The organism is Xanthomonas cucurbitae, assembly GCF_002939885.1.
Lineage (GTDB): Bacteria > Pseudomonadota > Gammaproteobacteria > Xanthomonadales > Xanthomonadaceae > Xanthomonas > Xanthomonas cucurbitae.
The window spans coordinates 12664-30104 of sequence record NZ_MDED01000013.1; the positions used below are offsets into that span (position 1 = coordinate 12664).

Consider the following 17441-nt stretch of genomic DNA (forward strand, 5'->3'; position numbering starts at 1 on the left):
TGCCGCAGGAGGCGCAATGCTTGAGTTCATAGGAATGGTCGCGGTATGTGCAGCGGGTCTTTGGCTTGCGCGGTACCTGTGGAGTTTCTGGCGGTTTCGCCAAAGTATCAATGCCGTGGAGGCGCTTGCTTCAGCAGTGAAAGCCAAAGCTGATTTCGTCGCAGCTGAAGTGGGAGCCGATGCCGCAGAAAAAACCTACTTTATTGCAATCTGCCTCAAGAGCCTTGCAGATTCCCTGAGTTACGGCAAGTTGGCGAACCCACTCATTGCGGGGACTCAGCTTGAGGTGCTGGAAGGCATGATCGGATCGCCTGACGATGTGGCCTTCTACATGGATAAGTCCGTGGACTCCATCACCGAAATAAGGCTAGGGCTTGTGCGTGCTCGCGAGTCGTTTGTCTTACTGCACCAAGCAATGGGTAGCAGGCCAATCGGTTGAGGGGCAAAAGGGGTCAGAGTGATTTACAGGCGGACAAATAAGGGCAAAAGGGGTCAGAGTGATTTACAGGCGGACAAATAAAAAGGTCACGTTCTGAGGTATCACCACGTTTTAGGGAGAGGGCTGTGCCAGGTTGGCTTTTCAGCGGTTTTCCCATGCGACGTCATGCTAGGTTGCTGGCACGGATGCTGGTTGACACGCTTGACGTCGGGGGTGTCGCATGTGCGTCGCGCTTTCTCGTTATGCGCTAAACAACTTCGCATTGAGCGGGATCAACGGTTATACCTGCTCGTAACAATTGGCGGACCTTCCACGACTGTGCGGCAGACATTCAATGATGCGAACCCCTTTGAGCATGGCGTTGCTGGCATCGGTTGTAACGGTGTGTAGCACCAGTAGCGTGTGCGCGGCGAACCTGGATCTGCATCCGCTGGATGTGTCTTCCAGAGTGTCTTCCAGTGCGCCAATGGCGCCAGAAAGCAGGTTGCAGGTCACGCTCGTGCTCAAGCCGCGCCTGGATGCAGCAGCGCAACATACGGCGATCGATCGATGGTTGACACATGATTCTGCCGACCCGATGTTGCGTGCCACCCTGGACAGGGGCACCCAGGGGGCTGCCAGCGACATCGCGCAGATCAAGCAATACTTCCTCAAGTATGGCATTACCGACGTGCAGGCCGTCTCCGATGGTCGCCTGTTGCAAGTGGGCAGTACGGTGGCGGCATTGCAGTCTGCATTTGGGGTGACATTGCGTTCGGGTAGCCTCGACGGACGTGCGGTCTACTTCAATCAGAACCCGATTCAGCTGCCTGCAGCATTGCGTGACACCGTCCAGGGCGTGTTGGGGCTGGATAATCTGAGCCTTGCCCGGCCACCACGGCGCGCGGTACCGAGTGCTGATGCGCAGAGTGCTGATGCGATGCTGCGGACCATGGTCGCAGCCGCACCTGCAGCGGCGGCTTCGGAGGTGGTGCGGCACAGTGTGGAAGAACTCAACAGTGCGTATGGCGCCAATGCGCTGGCACCGGCCAGCGACGTGGTGGGTGCGGTGATCGCTGTGGGGAATTTGCAAACAACACTGGTTCGTCTGCAGCATTTCCAGGCGTTGCATGGCCTGCATACACCGGTCACGGTGATTACGGTAGGTGATCCTGCAGCGCAAGGCTATGGCGTGGTCAACGACGAGGTGGAATGGAATATGGATACCCAGTTGCTACTGGGTAGCGCTGGCGGATTGAAGCGCCTGCTTATTTATAATGTGCCGGACTTCACCTTCAAGAGTTTGGTCGATGGCATGACGCGCGCCAGCGACGACAACCTCGCGCGTGTGGTCAGTATGTCCATCGGTGCTGCGGAGACTGATATCAACGAGGCGGTGTTCCAGGCGATGGATGCAAGCCTGTCAAAGGCAGTGCGGCAGGGACAGAATTTCCTGATTTCCAGCGGTGACGATGGCATCTATCAACCGCTGAGTGCACGCGCCAACGCGCCTTACTACGACAGCCTGAAGGGTCGCCCGCAGCAGCGGCAGGTTGCGTTCCCCGCATCGGATCCATATGCCATCGCCGTTGGTGCCACCGAGTTGCAGACCAAGGTCGGCAGCCCAGGAACTTACGTGGCCGAACACGTCTGGAATGCGGGTGTTGGCAGCCAGATCTCACAGGGCGGTGCGAGCAGGCTCGGCGCTGCGCCGCAATGGCAGAAGAGCATGATCGCCGGTCAGGTGAGTTCCGGGCGTCGTGCAGTGCCGGACGTCAGTTTCAACGGCGCGTTCTCGAGCAGCGCGCAGATCCTGAGCAGCGATGCCCAAGGTAACGAAGCACCTTGGTACGTGTGGGGTACAAGCGCATCTGCGCCGACCTTCGCCGGCTATGTCGCGCGTCTGCTGCAATCGCATCCGAACCTGGGTTTTATCGGCCCGCAGATCTATCGCTATGCCGATCAGCGCAGCCAGGCACAACGCGGACACGATGTGCTTGTCGGCACGAATGGCTTGTATGGCGATGGCTACACGGCCGTCAGCGGTTGGGATTTTGCATCGGGTTGGGGAAGCCTGGATATCGGCGATTTCGACCGTTTTCTGGCGCATGCATCGCCTTGATCGACAGCCGGCAGTGTTTGTTTGCTGCCGGTGCTGTAAACGGGGTCAGCTTGGCTTTCAAAGTGAATCTGACCTGGTTTTTTCGACGATGAGCAGGGGAGGGGATACCCCCAGCTACCGCCAAAATTACCGCCAGCTACCGCCGGATTTGCGCGGTCTCGGCTAGACTGCCCTGGAAACAAAAAAGGCCGGAAAGCCTTGTTTTGCATGGCTTTCCGGCCTCGTTTGCACCGTCTAGGACGGCAAGATGGTGGAGCGGAAGGGGATCGAACCCTCGACCTTCGCGATGCGAACGCGACGCTCTCCCAGCTGAGCTACCGCCCCACGTGTCGCGATTCTACCCGCATGCCAGGCGGTTCGCCAAGCCGGTCGCCACCGATCGCGCCGCAGGGCGCGATGGTGCCGGCCTTATTCGCTGACCAGCGGGAACTTGAGGTCCGGGTGCTTGGCCTTCCATTCCTTGTACGCCACCGAGCCTTCCCAGGCAGCGAAGGCCTTGGGGGTGCGGCCACGGCCCGACCAGGTCTCGCCGGTGTGCGGCAGCTGGTACTTCGGCTTCACTTCGCTACGGCCGCTCTTGACCACTTCCCGGCGCGCGGGGGCACTTCCCAGGTAGGCGGCGATATCGTTGCGCTGCTTGGTGTTGAAGTGGCCGGCGAACTGCTCCATCAGGGAAACGATGGTGGCATGCGCAGAGGATGCCTCGCTGGCGCGCTCGGTTTTCTCCTGTTCTTCCAGCTTCTGCAGCTCGTCCAGCAGCTTGGCTTTGGCTTGCGCGATGGAATCCAGTTTCGAAGAAGTATTGCTCACAGAGGTATGGCCTCGGAATAGGGAGTGGAGACGCCGCCGTCGGGCGTGCGTCATTATGACATGCGGTCCGGGCAGGCCAAGGTTCTGACCTGGCTGCGGTGCGTTACAGGCCGTGTTGGATGGCTTTCGTGGTGTCGTTGCGGACCTGTTCGGCCAATACGCAAGACAGGTGAGTCTGGCGCCAAGACGCCGTGTGAGCTGCAGTGCGTGTCTGCTGGCGTCGGAATGGATCGCATCCAGCACACTCTGGCGCGCCGGGCGGTGCAGCGGTGATGCCGCCACACCCGCCTAGGTCGTGGTACGTAGCACCGATCATGCTGCCGGGTTGTCGCCCAGCAATGGCAGCAGCTGGGCTTCCAGCAGCGCGCGACGCCACTGGCCCAGCGCAGTGGGCCAGCTGTGTTGCTCGATCAGGGTTTCCAGGTGGCGGCGCGAAGCCAGCAGGCCGTCTGGCAAGCCGAGCTCGCGGCTGCGTTGCGCCACCGCTTCCTGCAGCCGCTTGAGCACGGCCTTGTTGCCGTCGGTGGCGGCCTGCGCCAGTGGGGCGTGGTCTTCGTCGGACAGCGGCGTGTGGAGCGCGTCCCATACCGCGTTGATCAGCTTGCGCGGCGCCTTGGGGAACTTGTCGAACTGTTGCTGTAGCGCCTCCAGATCGGCCGGCGGAAAGCGGGCCAGCTGGCTGGCCAGCTCGTTGTCCAGTATCCAGCTACGCGGGCGGTCGCTCTGGCGTGCCTGCAGGTCGCGCCAGCGCAGCAACCGCAGCAGCCGGCGTTGCGCGGCAGGTTCCAGGAACTGCGCGGTGCGCAGGCTCACATGCGGCCAGCGCTCGCCGTCATCGTGCTCGACCGTGGCGAGCAGGCGTTCGGCATCTTCGTCCAGCCAGCCCAGGCGGTGCTGTTCGGTGAGACGGCGCGTGAGGTCGTCGTGGATGGCGAACAGATAACGTACATCGTCGGCGGCGTACTCCAGTTGAGAGGGCGATAGCGGCCGACGCATCCAGTCCGAGCGCGTCTCGCCCTTGGTCAGCAGCGTGCCGGTGATTTCCTGCACCAGCTTCTGGTAGCCCATGCCGCCGCCCACCCCGGCCATCGCCGCGGCGATCTGGGTGTCGAACAGCGGTCGCGGCAACACACCGCAGGCGCACTTGAAGGTGACCAGGTCCTCGCTGGCGCTGTGCATCACCTTGACGATGTCGGTGGCGGTCAACCAGGCAGCGAGCGCTTCGTTCATGCCGGGGATCAGTGGGTCGATTAGCAGGATCTCCTCGCCGACGGCCATCTGCACCAGCGCCAGTTGCGGCCAGTAGGTGCGTTCGCGAATGAATTCGGTATCCAGGCCGATACGCGAAGGGCGCGATGCCTGCAGGCGTTCGCTCAACTCGGAGGGGTGGGTGATCCAGTGGGGCACGTGATTTCCGTCGACAGCCAGGGTTTGCGCAGAGCGCGCAGAATAGCCTAACGTCGCGATCGCCTGTCGTGCGGCAGAGTACTGGAAGGGAGCAGGTGGTGGGCAAGTGTGGCAAGCGGATCGCGATGGGGGCACTGGTCGCCCTGGGCCTGTGCGGCTGTTCGCGCGCACCGGCCCCGGCCCCGGTACCAGCCGCAACGCCGCCACCGGCTGCTGCGGCGACCCCGAGCAGGCCGAATGTCTCCATCGGTGGCGAAGAGTCCGCCGAGACCATCGCGCAGTGGCAGCCGCCGGCGGTGGATCTGGGCGATGAGCCGTTGGCGCAAGCGCGCAAGCGCGCCGGACAGGCGCTGCAGGACGGCCGCCTGTATCGCGATGCGGATGACGCGATCCCCTTGTATCTGGCCATCGAACAGCGCGCCGGCGGCAAGGATGCGGCCAGCCGACGCGGTCTGGACCAGGCGCGCGCGCGGTTGATCGAGCGCGGCCAGGCGTTGATTGCGCAGAGCGATCGCCAGCACGATGCGCTGGAGCAGGCGCGCGAGCTGGCTGCGGTGGCGATGGCGCTGGCGCCGCAGGACCCGAAGGTGCGTAGCTTGCAGCGCGAGGTGGAAACCGCCGAGCGCGTGCTCGGTTTCAATCGCGCCGGCGAGGACGACCTGCGCGCGGGTCGGCTGGGCGAAGACGGCAATGGCGCGCTGGCGAATTTCCGCGATGCCGCGCAGCTGGACCCGGACGATCCGCGCACCCGCCAGGGCCTGGCGGCAGTGGAAAGCGCGCTGCTGGAGCGTGCCGAGCGCGCTGCCGCCCTCAGCGATTTCATCGGCGCGCGTTACTGGCTGCAGATGGCCGCGCAGGTGCGCGAGCGTGCGCCCACCATTGCCGATGCACGCGCGCGCATCGAACGCCTGCGGCGCGGGCAGATTGCCGGCCTGCACGATGCCGGCCTGCACGACCTGACCTCGCCGCGTGGGCTCAAGGCGGCCGGCGAAAAACTGGCCGAATTGCTGCGCATTGCCGACCCTGGCGATGCGCTGGCCGGCGACCTGCGCCGCCGGCTGGAACTGGCCACCCACTACGGCAGCTTTCGCCCCGGGCAGGTGTTCACCGACGGGCTCACGCTGGGCGGGCGTGGCCCGCAGATGATCGTGGTGCCGCATGGCGCGTTCCAGATGGGGGCGGGCGACGCCGAGCCCGGCGCGTCCGACAACGAGCGCCCGGCGCACTACGTGCGCTTCGCGCGTGGCTTTGCGCTGTCGATCACCGAGGTGACGGTGGCCGAGTTCGGCCAGTTCGTCGAAGCCACCGGTGCCCGCCCGCGCGCCACCCGGCGCGGGCACTCGGTGGTGTACGACGAGCGCAGCGGCAATTTCATCCGCCGCAGCGGCGTGGACTGGCAGTCCGACTACAACGGCGCGCAGGCCGCGCCCAACAGCCCGGTGATGCATGTCAGCGTCCGTGATGCCGAAGCGTATGCGGCGTGGTTGTCGGAACAGACCGGCCGCCACTACCACGTGCCCAGCGAGGCCGAATTCGAATACACGGTGCGGGCCGGCACCACCGGGCGTTACCCCTGGGGCAACGCCGGCTCGCCACCGCGCGATGCCGGTAACTTCACCGGCGGCAACGATGTCTCGCGCAGTGGCCGGCACTGGAACAACGGATTTATCGGCTACGGCGACGGCTTCTGGGGGCCGGCACCGGCAGGCAGCTTTCGCGCCAATGCCTGGGGCCTGCACGACATGGGGGGCAACCTGAGCGAATGGGTGGCCGATTGCTGGCACGCCAGCTATCGCCGCGCACCGGCCGATGGTGCGGCCTGGTTCAACCCGGGCTGCCGGCAGCGCATGATCCGCGGCGGCAGCTGGTCCAATTCGCCGCATCAGACGCGCGCGGCCTGGCGACAGTCGCAGGACTCGGACACCACCAGCGCACGTATCGGCTTTCGGGTGGCACGCGGGATCTAAGCGGCACCGCCGCTGCAAACCGCATCGGTCATGACGTGTTTCCAGGGCATGAACGCCGCAGGCCAGGTCCGACCAGCGGTCGGCCCTGCGCCCACTGGCTTAACCGCAGTGAACACAGTGTGCAGGCGCCTGAAACCGGCAGGTGCCGGTGTGGTGGAATAACGCGTGTTTTGAAGGACAGTCGCGATGGGCATGGGGATCAAACTGTTTCGTTGGGGCACGGCGATCCTGCTGGTCGTCGGCAGCGGCTACGCCGTGGCGCGGCACCTGCAGGCTGGCAATATCGCCGGCCACTACCGTTCGGTGGAAGTGATCCGCCCCGAGGGCACGCCCAAGGCGATGGTGGTGTTGCTGCCCGATAGCGGCCACCCCGAACAGACGCAGCAACTGGCCGAGATGCTGAGCAACGATGGCGCGTTGGTGGCGGTGATCGATACCGCGCGCTATCGCGAACGCTTGCGTGCACGCCAGGCGGCCTGCAGTTCGCTCGCCGACGACGCCGAGCGCCTGGGCAAGAAACTGCTGCGCGCCGAGCATGTGGATGCCTTCCTGCCGCCGGTACTGGTGGGGCAGGGCGATGGTGCGGTGCTGGCGCGGCAGGCGCTGGCATCGGCAGCGCCGGATGTGCTCGGCGGCGCGGTGGTGGCCGATACCGGCAGCACCGATGCCGGGCTGGCCTGCTCGCGTAATGTGCCCAGTGCCAATCAGGGGTTCCTGGACGACCTGGTCGATGATGCCGGCCCGCTGCAGATCGCCGCCGCCACGCGCGGCCATTTCCAGGCCGCGCAGGCGCAAGGCCTGGGCGATCTGCCGTTGGTGGAACTGCATGCGCCCGGCAGCGATCGCCTGGTGGTGATGCTGTCCGGCGACGGCGGCTGGCGCGAACTGGACAAGGGCATTGCCGCGCAGTTGCAGCAGCAGGGCGTCTCGGTGGTGGGCTGGAACAGCCTGCGCTACTTCTGGGCCAGCCGCACGCCACAGCAGATCGGCGCGGATCTGGACCGGGTCATCGCCACCTACCGGCAGCGCTGGCATGTCCGGCAGGTGGCGCTGGTTGGCTATTCGTTCGGTGCCGACGTGCTGCCGTTCGCCTATCCGCAGTTGTCGCCGCAGCAGCGCGCTTCGGTGCAGTTCGTCAGCCTGCTCGGCCTGGGCCACCAGGCCGATTTCAAGGTGCGCGTGGGCGGTTGGCTGGGCTGGCACAACGATGCCGAACGCGATGTGGAGCCGGCATTGCAGGCGCTCGACATGCAGCGCGTGCAATGCATCTATGGCACCGAGGAAAAGGACAGCTTGTGCCCTGAGCTGCGCGCGCATGGGGTGGCGGTGGTGGCGCGACCGGGCGGTCACCACTTCGATCATGATCCGGTGATCCTGGCCCATCTGCTGCTGCAAGGGTGGCAGCATGCGGCGCAGCTGCCTGCGCGGAGCTGAATCAGAACCAGGCATAAGCCGGGCGGCTGCACGCCGCTGTTAGTCCTCGCCGGACTCCACGCGCACCTCGATGTTGCCGTCGGCCAGCTGCGCACGCAGGCGCTCGCCCGGGGCGACCTCGGAAGCGCTGCGGATCACCTGCCCGTCTGCCGGGCGCGTCAGGATGGCATAACCGCGTGCCACGGTGGCCAGCGGGCTCACCGCTTCCAGCGAGCGCACCACGCCGCGCAAGCGCAGTCGATCGTGCTGCAGGCGCCGTTGCATGGCGGCCTGTGGATGCAGGGCGCGCAGGCGCTGCTGCAGGCTGGCCAGATTGCGCTGCGGCGTATGCGCCTGCAGGTGCGTCTGCGCGCGTTGCAGGCGTGCCTGCAGGCGTTCCAGCAGGTGGGTCATGCGCCCGTGCAAGCGGCGTGCGGCGTCTTCCTGGCGGCGATGCAGCAGCTGCAGGCGCGCCTGCGGGCTCTGTGCACGCAGGCGCAAGGCCAGCCGGTCGGCCCGCTGCATCGCGTTGCCCAAGACGTGCTGCTGCAGCTGGGCAAGGCGCGTGCGTGCGCGACGGACCCGCGCCAATAGTTCGCGCTGATCGGGCACCAGCAGTTCGGCCGCCACCGAGGGCGTGGGCGCACGCACGTCGGCGACGAAATCGCTGAGGCTGAAGTCGGTCTCGTGACCCACCGCCGACACGATAGGCGTCTGTGCGGCAGCAATCGCGCGCGCCAGCGCTTCGTCGTTGAAGGCCCACAGGTCTTCCAGCGAGCCACCGCCGCGGGTGATGAGGATGACGTCGTAGCGCCCGGACGCATCGGCGCGCTGCAACAACGCGGTGATCTGCGCGGCGGCGCTCTCGCCCTGCACCAGCGACGGCAGCAGGTCCACCTCCAGCAACGGGAAGCGCCGTGCAAGCACGCTGAGCACATCGCGTACTGCCGCACCACTGGGCGAGGTAATCATCGCCAGCCGGCGCACATGCGCGGGCAGCGGCTGCTTGCGCTCGGCATCGAACAGGCCTTCGGCGGCCAGCCGTGCCCGTAGCGCGTCGAAGGCACGGCGCAGCGCGCCTTCGCCGGCCTCTTCCATGTGGTCAAGGACCAACTGGTAGTCGCCACGCGCCTCGTACAAGGTGAGCCGGCCGCGCGCGAGCACGCGCAGGCCTTCGCGGGGCTGGAATTTCAGCCAGGTGCTCTTGGGTTTGAACATCGCGCAGCGGATCTGCGCGCGCGCATCCTTGAGGGTGAAGTACAGATGCCCCGACGACGGACGGGTGACGCTGCTCAGTTCGGCTTCCACCCAGACCAGCGGGAAGCTGCCTTCGAGCATGTCACGCGCCAGCGTGTTGAGCTGGCTGGGGGTGAGGATCTGTTGGGTGCGTTCGGCCATCGCCGCATTATCCCGCAGCGGCGAAGATCCTGGGTGATCGGCTGCCGGGACGCGAAGGGGCCGCGATGGCCGCGATGGCCCATTGCGCACGGCGCGGTGCCCGCCACTGGCTGTGGCGCAGCCAGTGGCGGTCGGTCAAAGGCCGTGCTGGGCCAGCGCCCAGCCGACGTGTTCGCGCACCAGCTCGGACTCATCGTGCCGGCGCGCTTCCAATGCGGCCAGTACCTCCAGCGTGCCGGGTGCATTGCCCAGGCCCACCGCGATGTTGCGCAGCCAGCGTTCGTGTCCGCTGCGGCGGATCGGGCTGCCCTCGGTGCGCTGCAGGAACTCGTCCTGGTCCCAGGCGAACAACTGTGGCAGCGTGGCCACATCCAGGTCGTTGCGGGCGCGGAAGTCGGCTTCGTCGGTACGCTTGGCGAACTTGTTCCAGGGGCAGATCAGCTGGCAGTCGTCGCAACCGAAGATGCGGTTGCCGATCGGCTTGCGCATGTCTTCGGGAATGGCGCCGTCGTGTTCGATGGTGAGGTAGGCGATGCAGCGGCGTGCATCCAGCCGGTAGGGGGCGATGATGGCCTGGGTGGGGCAGATGTCGATGCAGCGCGTGCAGGTCCCGCAATGCGCGGTGGCCGGGGTGTCGATCGGCAGCGGCAGGTCCAGGTAGATCTCGCCCAGGAAAAACCACGAGCCGCCATTGCGATCGATCAGGCAGGTGTGTTTGCCGATCCAGCCCAGCCCGGCGTTGCGCGCCAGCGCACGTTCCAGTACCGGCGCGGAATCCACGAACACGCGGTAACCAAAGGTGCCGATCTCGCCCTGGATGCGCTCAGCCAGCTTCTGCAGCCGGTTGCGCATCAGCTTGTGGTAGTCGCGTCCCAGGGCGTAGCGCGCCACATAGGCGCGGGTGCCATCGTGCAAGGTGTTCCAGGCCTCGGTGTCGTCCTTGCGGCCGTAATCCATGCCCACCGACAACACCCGCAAGGTGCCCGGCACCAGCTCCTGCGGGCGCGAGCGCTTGTCGCCGTGCTGGGCCATCCAGTGCATCGTGCCGTACAGGCCTTCTGCCAGCCAGCTGCGCAGATGCGCTTCGTCTTCGCCCAGTTCGATGCCGGTGATGCCGCAGCGTTGAAAGCCCGCTTCGCGCGCAAGCACGCGGATGCGCGCAGCAGCATCGGTAGGGTCGGGGCGGGCGAGGACTGCAGACATGGCGACAAGTATAGAATTCCCGGCATGTACGCACCGCTTGCTCTTTACGATACCGCTGCCGCGCGCACGCTCGATGCGCGGGCCACCACGCTGCTCGGTGGCGATGGCTACACGCTGATGCAACGCGCCGGCCAGGCCGCCTGGCAGTGGCTGCTGGAACGCTGGCCGCAGGCGCGCCGCATCGTGGTGGTATGCGGCACCGGCAACAATGGTGGCGATGGCTATGTGCTGGCGCGGCTGGCGCAGCGGGCCGGGCGCCAGGTGCGGGTGGTGCATCTGCCCGGACACGGGCCTGGCTCGGTCCTGGCACAGCGCGCCTGCACCGACTATCTGGCGGTGGGCGGTGCCATCGACCTGTTTCCGTACCCACTGGCGCAGGCCGATGTGATCGTCGATGCGCTGTTCGGGATCGGCCTGAATCGGGCACCGGAGACGCCAACCACCGCGCTGATCGAGGCCATCAATGCGGCCGGTCGCCCGGTCCTGGCGCTGGATGTGCCCAGCGGCATCGATGCCGATCACGGCGTGGCCTTCGGAACCGCCGTGCGTGCGGAGGCCACCCTGCAATTCATCGTGCCGCACGTCGGCCTGTATACCGGCGATGCGCTGGAGTCTTCCGGCGAGCGCGGCATCGCATCGCTGGACCTGCCGCTCGACGCATTCGATGGGCTGGCGCCTGCCGCGCACGGCTGGGAGAGCGGAGCACTGGCTGCGCAATTGCGCCCACGGCGGCGCAACACCCACAAGGGCGAGTCCGGGCGGGTGCTGTGCATTGGCGGCAATCTCGGCAGTGGTGGCGCCATCCTGTTGACCGCCGAGGCGGCGCTGCGTAGCGGTGCCGGGCTGGTGCAGGTGGCCACGCGGGCCGAGCATGTCGCGCCGCTGCTGGCGCGTTGTCCCGAGGCGATGGCACGCGCGGTGCAGGCTGGCGACGAGATCGCCGCCCTCGCCGAGGCCGCCGATGTGATCGCGCTTGGGCCGGGGCTGGGCCAGGACGCCTGGGCACAGGGCTTGTGGCAGGCCGCACTGGCGTCCGACACGCCACTGGTCATCGATGCCGATGCGCTGAATTTGCTGGCCGGCAATCCGTTGCCTGCGCGCGGCCCGCGCGTGCTCACCCCGCATCCTGGCGAGGCCGGGCGCCTGCTCGGGGTGTCGGCCGGGGACATCCAGCGCGACCGCCTGGCTGCGGCCGCCGCGCTGGCACAGCGCTACGAGGCGGTGGTGGTGCTCAAGGGGGCCGGCAGCGTGGTGGCTGCGCCGCATGCCGTGCCGCGCATCATCGACGCCGGCAATCCCGGCATGGCGGTCGGTGGCATGGGCGATCTGTTGACCGGTGTGATTGCCGCCTTGCTGGGGCAGGGGTGGTCGGCCTTCGATGCTGCCAGCCTGGGTGCCTTGCTGCACGGCTGCGCTGGCGATGCGGCCGCCTGCGATGGCGAACGCGGACTGTTGCCGACCGACCTGCTGCTGTCGCTGCGCCGCCTTGCCAACTCCGGAACCCACCCATGACCCAGCTCGATGCCTACCTGATCGACGCCGACGCCAGCGAAACCCTCGGTCGTGCGCTGGCGGCGGTGCGGCCCGCCACGGCGGTGGTGCAGCTGCATGGCGACCTGGGCGCCGGCAAATCCACCCTGGCGCGCGCCTTGCTGCGCGCGCTCGGTGTCACCGGCCCCATCCGCAGCCCCACCTACACGCTGATCGAGCGCTATCCGCTAGCCACCGGCGACGAAGCCTGGCATCTGGATCTGTACCGCATCGGCAACGCGGGCGAACTGGATTTTCTCGGCCTGGACGAGGGCAGCGCCAGCCTGTGGTTGATCGAATGGCCCGAGCGCGGCGCGGGCGCGCTGCCACCAGTGGATCTAGACGTGGAATTGGCGGTGGATGGTGAAGGGCGTCGCGTGCGTCTGCTCGGTCGCAGCGCAACCGGGCACGACTGGTTGCGGGCGCTGGCCGATCACGTCGAGTTGCAGCCCCTTTTTGCCGGCGAACAGGAAGAATGAACGCCAGGTTGCGGATTATTAAGGGAAATCACCTTGCAATTCACAGGCATGGATGATTGAATCCAGCGCCATGACACCGGGGATCCGCCAACTCTGTCGTTCCGCCCTGACCGCCAGCCTCAGCCTGGCGGTTTTTGCTGGTTGGGCTGGCGAAATCAAGACGGTCGGCGTGACCACTGGCGCCACCGGCACGCGGGCCGAGATCCAGCTCGCCGGTAGCGGTGGTTTCAAGACTTTGTCGCTGGCCAACCCGAACCGCCTGGTGGTGGACTTTCCGGATTCGTCGGCGGCGCGTGGCCTCACACTGCCAACTGCCACTGGCCTGGTGACGTCGGTGCGCACGGGTCAGCCAGTGCCGGGGACGTTTCGCGTGGTGTTCGAACTGGCCAGCCCAGTGACCGCGTTGAAGCCGCAGATGCAGACCCTGGGCAGCGCTTCGACATTGGTGATCGAGTGGCCGGGCGATCCGATGCCGGCACCTGCAATGGCCGCCGCCGCGACCGGCACGGCGGGTGCGCTGCCGCCACCGCGCCCGCTCAACGCACAGACCGAAGCGGCGCGCGCCACGGCGGCGTTGGCTGCGTCCGCGCAGCGTGCGTCCTCGGCCGCTTTGCCAGCTCCCGCACCGACCACTGCTCCCACACCTGCTCCCGCTCCGGTCGCAGCGGCGGTTCCCGCATCGGCCATGCCGACCGTCACGCCAGCTGCCGTTCCCACCACGGTGGCGACCGGCGTGCCGACGCCGCGGCCGGGCACGGCGGCGGCGGCGTCTTCCGGTGTGGTCGGCACGGGCGGCGCGACGGCGGCGGCGATTCTCAATGGCGGGAGCGCACCCACCGCGACCGCTGGTGGCCTCGCTTCGGGCGCAGCCGTTGCCAGTACAGACGACGATGCACCTCCGCGTCCGCTGCTGCCCAGCGAAGCGTCGCGGGTCAAGATGGCACCTGGCATGCGGCCGTTGATTGTCGCCATTGACCCCGGTCACGGTGGCCAGGATCCGGGTGCCACCGGGCCGACGGGCAAGCGCGAAAAAGACGTCACCCTGGCCGTCGGCCGTGAGCTGGCGCGCCAGATCAACGCCACGCCCGGCATGAAGGCCTTTTTGACGCGCGATAGCGACGTGTTCATTCCCCTGCCGATGCGCGCGCAGAAGGCGCGTGCCGCCAAGGCCGACATCTTCATCTCGATCCACGCCGACGCAGCGGAAAACCGCAGCGCGACCGGCTCGTCGGTGTATGTACTCTCCACCAAGGGTGCATCCTCGCAACGCGCGCGCTGGCTGGCCGACAAGGAAAATGCCGCCGATCTGGTCGGCGGCGTGCGCCTGCAGCAGACCGAAAGCACCCTGGCCAACGTGTTGCTGGATCTTGCACAGAGCGGCCACATGAAGGCCTCCGAAGACGCGGCCGGGCATGTGTTGGGTGGGCTGAAGCGCATCGGCAACAATCACAAACCGCAGCTGGAGCGCGCCAATTTCGCAGTGCTGCGCACCTCGGACATGCCGGCGATGCTGGTGGAGACGGCCTTCATCTCCAACCCGGACGAAGAGCGCCGCCTGATCGATCCGGCCTACCAGCGCAAGATTGCCGCCGCAGTGCTGGATGGCATCGATACCTTCTTCACCCGCCAGCCGCCACCGGGCACCTTGTTCGCGGCACGCGCGCAGGCCGAGGCTGACACTGCTGCAGGCACCGTGGCCGGCGGCAGCCGCTGACACGCTCGGCTATCATTCGGCACTGATTCCCGAGATGCCGGCGCCTGTGCGCCGCCGGGTTGCCGTGCCGAGGTCTGTCTTGTTCGTGCTACCCCCGAAGTTCCGCATGCCGCGCGTCCCATGCCGGAGTGCGCGCTGATGGCGATCCGTCAGCTGCCGGAGATCCTCATCAACCAGATCGCTGCCGGCGAGGTCGTCGAGCGGCCTGCCTCAGTGGTCAAGGAGCTGGTCGAGAACGCACTCGATGCCGGCGCCACCCGCGTGGACATCGATCTGGAAGAAGGCGGCGTGCGCCTGATCCGTATCCGCGACAACGGCGGCGGCATCACGCCGGACGAGCTTCCGCTGGCGGTGTCGCGGCATGCCACCAGCAAGATCGCCTCGCTGGACGATCTGGAAACCGTCGCCACGCTGGGTTTCCGCGGCGAAGCGTTGCCGTCGATCGCCTCGGTCAGCCGCTTTACCCTGGTCTCGCGCCGCCACGATGCCGAACATGGCTCGGCGCTGCAGATCGAGGGCGGGCGCCTGGGCGAGGTGACGCCGCAGGCGCACGCGCCAGGCACCACGGTGGAAGTGCGCGAGCTGTTCTTCAACGTGCCGGCGCGGCGCAAGTTCCTGCGTGCCGAACGCACCGAGCTTGGGCATATCGAAGAGTGGCTGCGTTCGCTGGCGCTGGCGCGGCCGGACGTGGAATTGCGCGTCTCGCACAACGGCAAGCCTTCGCGCCGTTACAAGCCGGGCGATCTGTATTCGGATGCGCGGCTGGGCGAAACGCTGGGCGAGGATTTCGCGCGCCAGGCGCTGCGGGTGGATCACAGCGGCGCCGGGCTGCGCCTGCACGGCTGGGTGGCGCAGCCGCATTACTCGCGTGCCAGTACCGACCAGCAATATCTCTACGTCAACGGTCGCTCGGTGCGCGACCGCAGCGTGGCGCATGCGGTCAAGATGGCCTATGGCGATGTGCTGTTCCATGGGCGCCAGCCGGCCTACGTGTTGTTCCTGGAACTGGACCCGGCGCGGGTGGACGTCAACGTGCATCCGGCCAAGCACGAGGTGCGCTTCCGCGAGGCGCGGCTGATCCACGATTTCGTCTACCGCACCTTGCAGGACGCGCTGGCGCAGACGCGCGCCGGCACCACGCCCGGCAGCATCGGCAGCGATGCGGCGGGTGACGCCCTGGTTGCGCCGGCTGCGCCGGGCAACGTCGGCGGTGGCGGTGGCGCCAGTTATGGCTCTGCTGCGGGCAGTGGTGGTGGCTCGGCGGGCTATGCCAACTGGCGGCCATCGCAAGCGCCATTGGGCCTGCGCGTGGACGAGGCCCGCGCGGCCTACAGCGCGCTGTATGCGCCGCCCGGCAGCGCCGCGCAGCCGTCGGGCGATGTGCCGGTGGTCTCCGGCACCGGCCTGCCGCCCACCGCCGCAGACAGTGGCGTGCCGCCGCTCGGCTATGCCGTGGCGCAACTGCACGGCATCTACATCCTGGCCGAGAATGCCGAAGGCCTGATCGTGGTGGACATGCATGCCGCGCACGAACGTATCGGCTACGAACGCCTGAAGAACGCCCACGACAGCATCGGCCTGCGGGCGCAGCCGCTGCTGGTGCCGATGACGCTGGCCGTGGGCGAGCGCGAGGCCGATACCGCCGAGCGCGAAGCCGACACCCTGGCCAGCCTGGGCTTCGACATCACCCGTGCCGGCCCGCAATCGCTGCATGTGCGCAGCATTCCCGCGCTGCTGGCCAACGCCGAGCCCGAAGCCTTGCTGCGCGATGTGCTGGGCGACCTGCGTGAGCATGGCCAGAGCCGCCGCATCGCCAGCGCGCGCGACGAGCTGCTCTCGACCATGGCCTGCCACGGCGCGGTGCGCGCCAATCGCCGCCTCACCGTGCCGGAAATGAATGCCTTGCTGCGCGACATGGAAGTCACCGAACGCTCGGGCCAGTGCAACCATGGCCGTCCGACCTGGGCGCGGTTTACGCTGGGCGAAATCGATCGTTGGTTCCTGAGGGGGCGGTAATGGCAGGACACAGGGGAACAGGCTGCTTGGCAGTGGTGTTGGCGGTGGCAACGCTGGTCGGGTGTGGGCGCGATGCGCCGCCGGCGGCCGCGTCGGTCGTGCCGGACAAGGCCTCCCTGGCCGATAGCGCTGCCTGGCGCGAAAGCCGTCTGCAAGCGCTGCGTGCACCCGATGGCTGGACCAGCCTGGTCGGTCTGCACTGGCTGACGCTGAAGGCGCATTACATCGGCCGCAGTGCCGACAGCGGCATCAAGCTGGCGGTCGGGCCGCCGAAGATGGGCATGGTGTCCACCGAAGGCACGACGGTGTGGTTTGTTCCCGAGCGTGGCGCCACGCTCAGTATCGATGGCAAGCCGCTGACCGGCAGGATCCGCTTCCAGTCCGATCGCGATCCCCAGCCCACCTTGATCCGGTTCGACGACGGCAAGGGGGTGCTCAGCCTGATCCATCGCGGCGACCGCTATGCGCTGCGGGTCAAGCACGCCGATGCGCCATCGCGCACCCATTTCGCCGGGCTGGACTACTGGCCGGTGGATCCGTCCTGGCGCATCAGCGCGCGTTACGTGCCCAATGCTGTCGGCAAGACCCTGCCGATCGTGGACATCGTCGGTATCACCAGCGCGCAGGCCAATGCCGGCGCAATCGAGTTCGAGCGCGACGGCAAGACCTATCGTCTGGAGACCATCGGCGAGCCTGGACGGCCGGGCCTGGTGGTGTTCGCCGATCGCACCAGCGGGCACGGCAGCTATCCGGCCGGGCGCTTCCTGGACCTGGATGTGCCCGACGCTTCAGGGCACGTGGTGGTGGATTTCAATCGTGCCTACAACCCGCCATGCGCGTTCACGCCGTTTGCCACCTGCCCATTGCCGCCGCCGGAAAACCGCATCGACCTGGCGGTCACGGCGGGCGAGAAGGCCTACAAGGTGCCGCACTGACGTGGCGAAGGGGGCGCGGTGACAGGAGT

At 67.0% G+C, this 17441-nt stretch carries 13 protein-coding genes and 1 tRNA gene; 9 read left to right on the plus strand and 5 right to left on the minus strand.

What is annotated here, in order from left to right; translation table 11 throughout:
- Positions 1 to 16: 16 nt before the first annotated feature.
- Positions 17 to 439, plus strand: a complete 423-nt coding sequence (locus XcuCFBP2542_RS08690; protein WP_104603193.1) for a hypothetical protein — start codon at positions 17 to 19, stop codon at positions 437 to 439.
- Positions 440 to 773: 334 nt separating this feature from the next.
- Complete coding sequence (locus XcuCFBP2542_RS08695; protein ID WP_104603194.1) at positions 774 to 2540, plus strand: S53 family peptidase; 1767 nt, start codon at positions 774 to 776, stop codon at positions 2538 to 2540.
- A gap of 248 nt (positions 2541 to 2788) precedes the next feature.
- Here the strand turns inward: XcuCFBP2542_RS08695 and XcuCFBP2542_RS08700 are convergent.
- The 3 genes from XcuCFBP2542_RS08700 to rnd all read right to left on the minus strand — a co-directional run bounded on the left by XcuCFBP2542_RS08700 (position 2789) and on the right by rnd (position 4757).
- Positions 2789 to 2864, minus strand: a tRNA-Ala gene (locus tag XcuCFBP2542_RS08700).
- 84 nt (positions 2865 to 2948) lie between these two features.
- Complete coding sequence (locus XcuCFBP2542_RS08705) at positions 2949 to 3350, minus strand: H-NS histone family protein (RefSeq protein WP_104603195.1); 402 nt, start codon at positions 3348 to 3350, stop codon at positions 2949 to 2951.
- Between the two features lie 312 nt (positions 3351 to 3662).
- Positions 3663 to 4757, minus strand: a complete 1095-nt coding sequence (rnd, locus tag XcuCFBP2542_RS08710; RefSeq protein WP_104603196.1) for a ribonuclease D — start codon at positions 4755 to 4757, stop codon at positions 3663 to 3665.
- A 125-nt stretch (positions 4758 to 4882) separates the two neighbouring features.
- Here rnd and XcuCFBP2542_RS08720 point away from each other — a divergent pair, with 125 nt between their 5' ends.
- Both XcuCFBP2542_RS08720 and XcuCFBP2542_RS08725 read left to right on the plus strand, forming a co-directional pair.
- Positions 4883 to 6724, plus strand: a complete 1842-nt coding sequence (locus XcuCFBP2542_RS08720; protein WP_104603273.1) for a formylglycine-generating enzyme family protein — start codon at positions 4883 to 4885, stop codon at positions 6722 to 6724.
- 186 nt (positions 6725 to 6910) lie between these two features.
- Positions 6911 to 8158, plus strand: coding sequence for an AcvB/VirJ family lysyl-phosphatidylglycerol hydrolase (locus XcuCFBP2542_RS08725; RefSeq protein WP_104603197.1), 1248 nt, complete (start codon positions 6911 to 6913; stop codon positions 8156 to 8158).
- 39 nt (positions 8159 to 8197) lie between these two features.
- Here XcuCFBP2542_RS08725 and xseA read toward each other — a convergent pair whose 3' ends face one another.
- Both xseA and queG read right to left on the minus strand, forming a co-directional pair.
- Entirely contained in the window at positions 8198 to 9535 is a 1338-nt protein-coding gene (xseA, locus tag XcuCFBP2542_RS08730) for an exodeoxyribonuclease VII large subunit (RefSeq protein ID WP_104603198.1), read from the minus strand.
- Positions 9536 to 9670: 135 nt separating this feature from the next.
- Positions 9671 to 10738: a tRNA epoxyqueuosine(34) reductase QueG gene (gene queG / locus XcuCFBP2542_RS08735; protein ID WP_104603199.1), complete on the minus strand. Its 1068-nt coding sequence runs from the start codon at positions 10736 to 10738 to the stop codon at positions 9671 to 9673.
- Between the two features lie 24 nt (positions 10739 to 10762).
- Between queG and XcuCFBP2542_RS08740 the strand changes: the two genes are divergently transcribed.
- The 5 genes from XcuCFBP2542_RS08740 to XcuCFBP2542_RS08760 all read left to right on the plus strand — a co-directional run bounded on the left by XcuCFBP2542_RS08740 (position 10763) and on the right by XcuCFBP2542_RS08760 (position 17412).
- Positions 10763 to 12250 carry an NAD(P)H-hydrate dehydratase gene (locus tag XcuCFBP2542_RS08740; protein WP_104603200.1) on the plus strand — a complete coding sequence of 496 codons (1488 nt, stop codon included), beginning with the start codon at positions 10763 to 10765 and terminating at the stop codon, positions 12248 to 12250.
- Positions 12247 to 12747 carry a tRNA (adenosine(37)-N6)-threonylcarbamoyltransferase complex ATPase subunit type 1 TsaE gene (gene tsaE / locus XcuCFBP2542_RS08745; RefSeq protein WP_104603201.1) on the plus strand — a complete coding sequence of 167 codons (501 nt, stop codon included), beginning with the start codon at positions 12247 to 12249 and terminating at the stop codon, positions 12745 to 12747. The genes XcuCFBP2542_RS08740 and tsaE overlap by 4 nt, the downstream gene beginning before the upstream one ends.
- A gap of 70 nt (positions 12748 to 12817) precedes the next feature.
- Positions 12818 to 14461, plus strand: coding sequence for an N-acetylmuramoyl-L-alanine amidase (locus XcuCFBP2542_RS08750; RefSeq protein WP_211292988.1), 1644 nt, complete (start codon positions 12818 to 12820; stop codon positions 14459 to 14461).
- 138 nt (positions 14462 to 14599) lie between these two features.
- A complete protein-coding gene (mutL, locus tag XcuCFBP2542_RS08755; RefSeq protein ID WP_104603274.1) occupies positions 14600 to 16477 on the plus strand; it encodes a DNA mismatch repair endonuclease MutL in 1878 nt (625 codons plus the stop codon).
- Positions 16477 to 17412, plus strand: a complete 936-nt coding sequence (locus XcuCFBP2542_RS08760) for a DUF1684 domain-containing protein (protein WP_104603203.1) — start codon at positions 16477 to 16479, stop codon at positions 17410 to 17412. The genes mutL and XcuCFBP2542_RS08760 overlap by 1 nt, the downstream gene beginning before the upstream one ends.
- Positions 17413 to 17441: the final 29 nt, after the last annotated feature.

Bases quoted from the DNA above. Each gene is read 5' to 3' on its own strand.
- XcuCFBP2542_RS08750 (WP_211292988.1), top strand. From the start codon at position 12,818: ATGACACCGGGGATCCGCCAACTCTGTCGTTCCGCCCTGACCGCCAGC.
- XcuCFBP2542_RS08725 (WP_104603197.1), top strand. From the start codon at position 6,911: ATGGGCATGGGGATCAAACTGTTTCGTTGGGGCACGGCGATCCTGCTG.
- tsaE (WP_104603201.1), top strand. From the start codon at position 12,247: ATGACCCAGCTCGATGCCTACCTGATCGACGCCGACGCCAGCGAAACC.
- xseA (WP_104603198.1), bottom strand. From the start codon at position 9,535: ATGGCCGAACGCACCCAACAGATCCTCACCCCCAGCCAGCTCAACACG.
- XcuCFBP2542_RS08720 (WP_104603273.1), top strand. From the start codon at position 4,883: ATGGGGGCACTGGTCGCCCTGGGCCTGTGCGGCTGTTCGCGCGCACCG.
- queG (WP_104603199.1), bottom strand. From the start codon at position 10,738: ATGTCTGCAGTCCTCGCCCGCCCCGACCCTACCGATGCTGCTGCGCGC.
- XcuCFBP2542_RS08760 (WP_104603203.1), top strand. From the start codon at position 16,477: ATGGCAGGACACAGGGGAACAGGCTGCTTGGCAGTGGTGTTGGCGGTG.
- XcuCFBP2542_RS08690 (WP_104603193.1), top strand. From the start codon at position 17: ATGCTTGAGTTCATAGGAATGGTCGCGGTATGTGCAGCGGGTCTTTGG.
- mutL (WP_104603274.1), top strand. From the start codon at position 14,600: ATGGCGATCCGTCAGCTGCCGGAGATCCTCATCAACCAGATCGCTGCC.
- XcuCFBP2542_RS08695 (WP_104603194.1), top strand. From the start codon at position 774: ATGATGCGAACCCCTTTGAGCATGGCGTTGCTGGCATCGGTTGTAACG.
- XcuCFBP2542_RS08740 (WP_104603200.1), top strand. From the start codon at position 10,763: ATGTACGCACCGCTTGCTCTTTACGATACCGCTGCCGCGCGCACGCTC.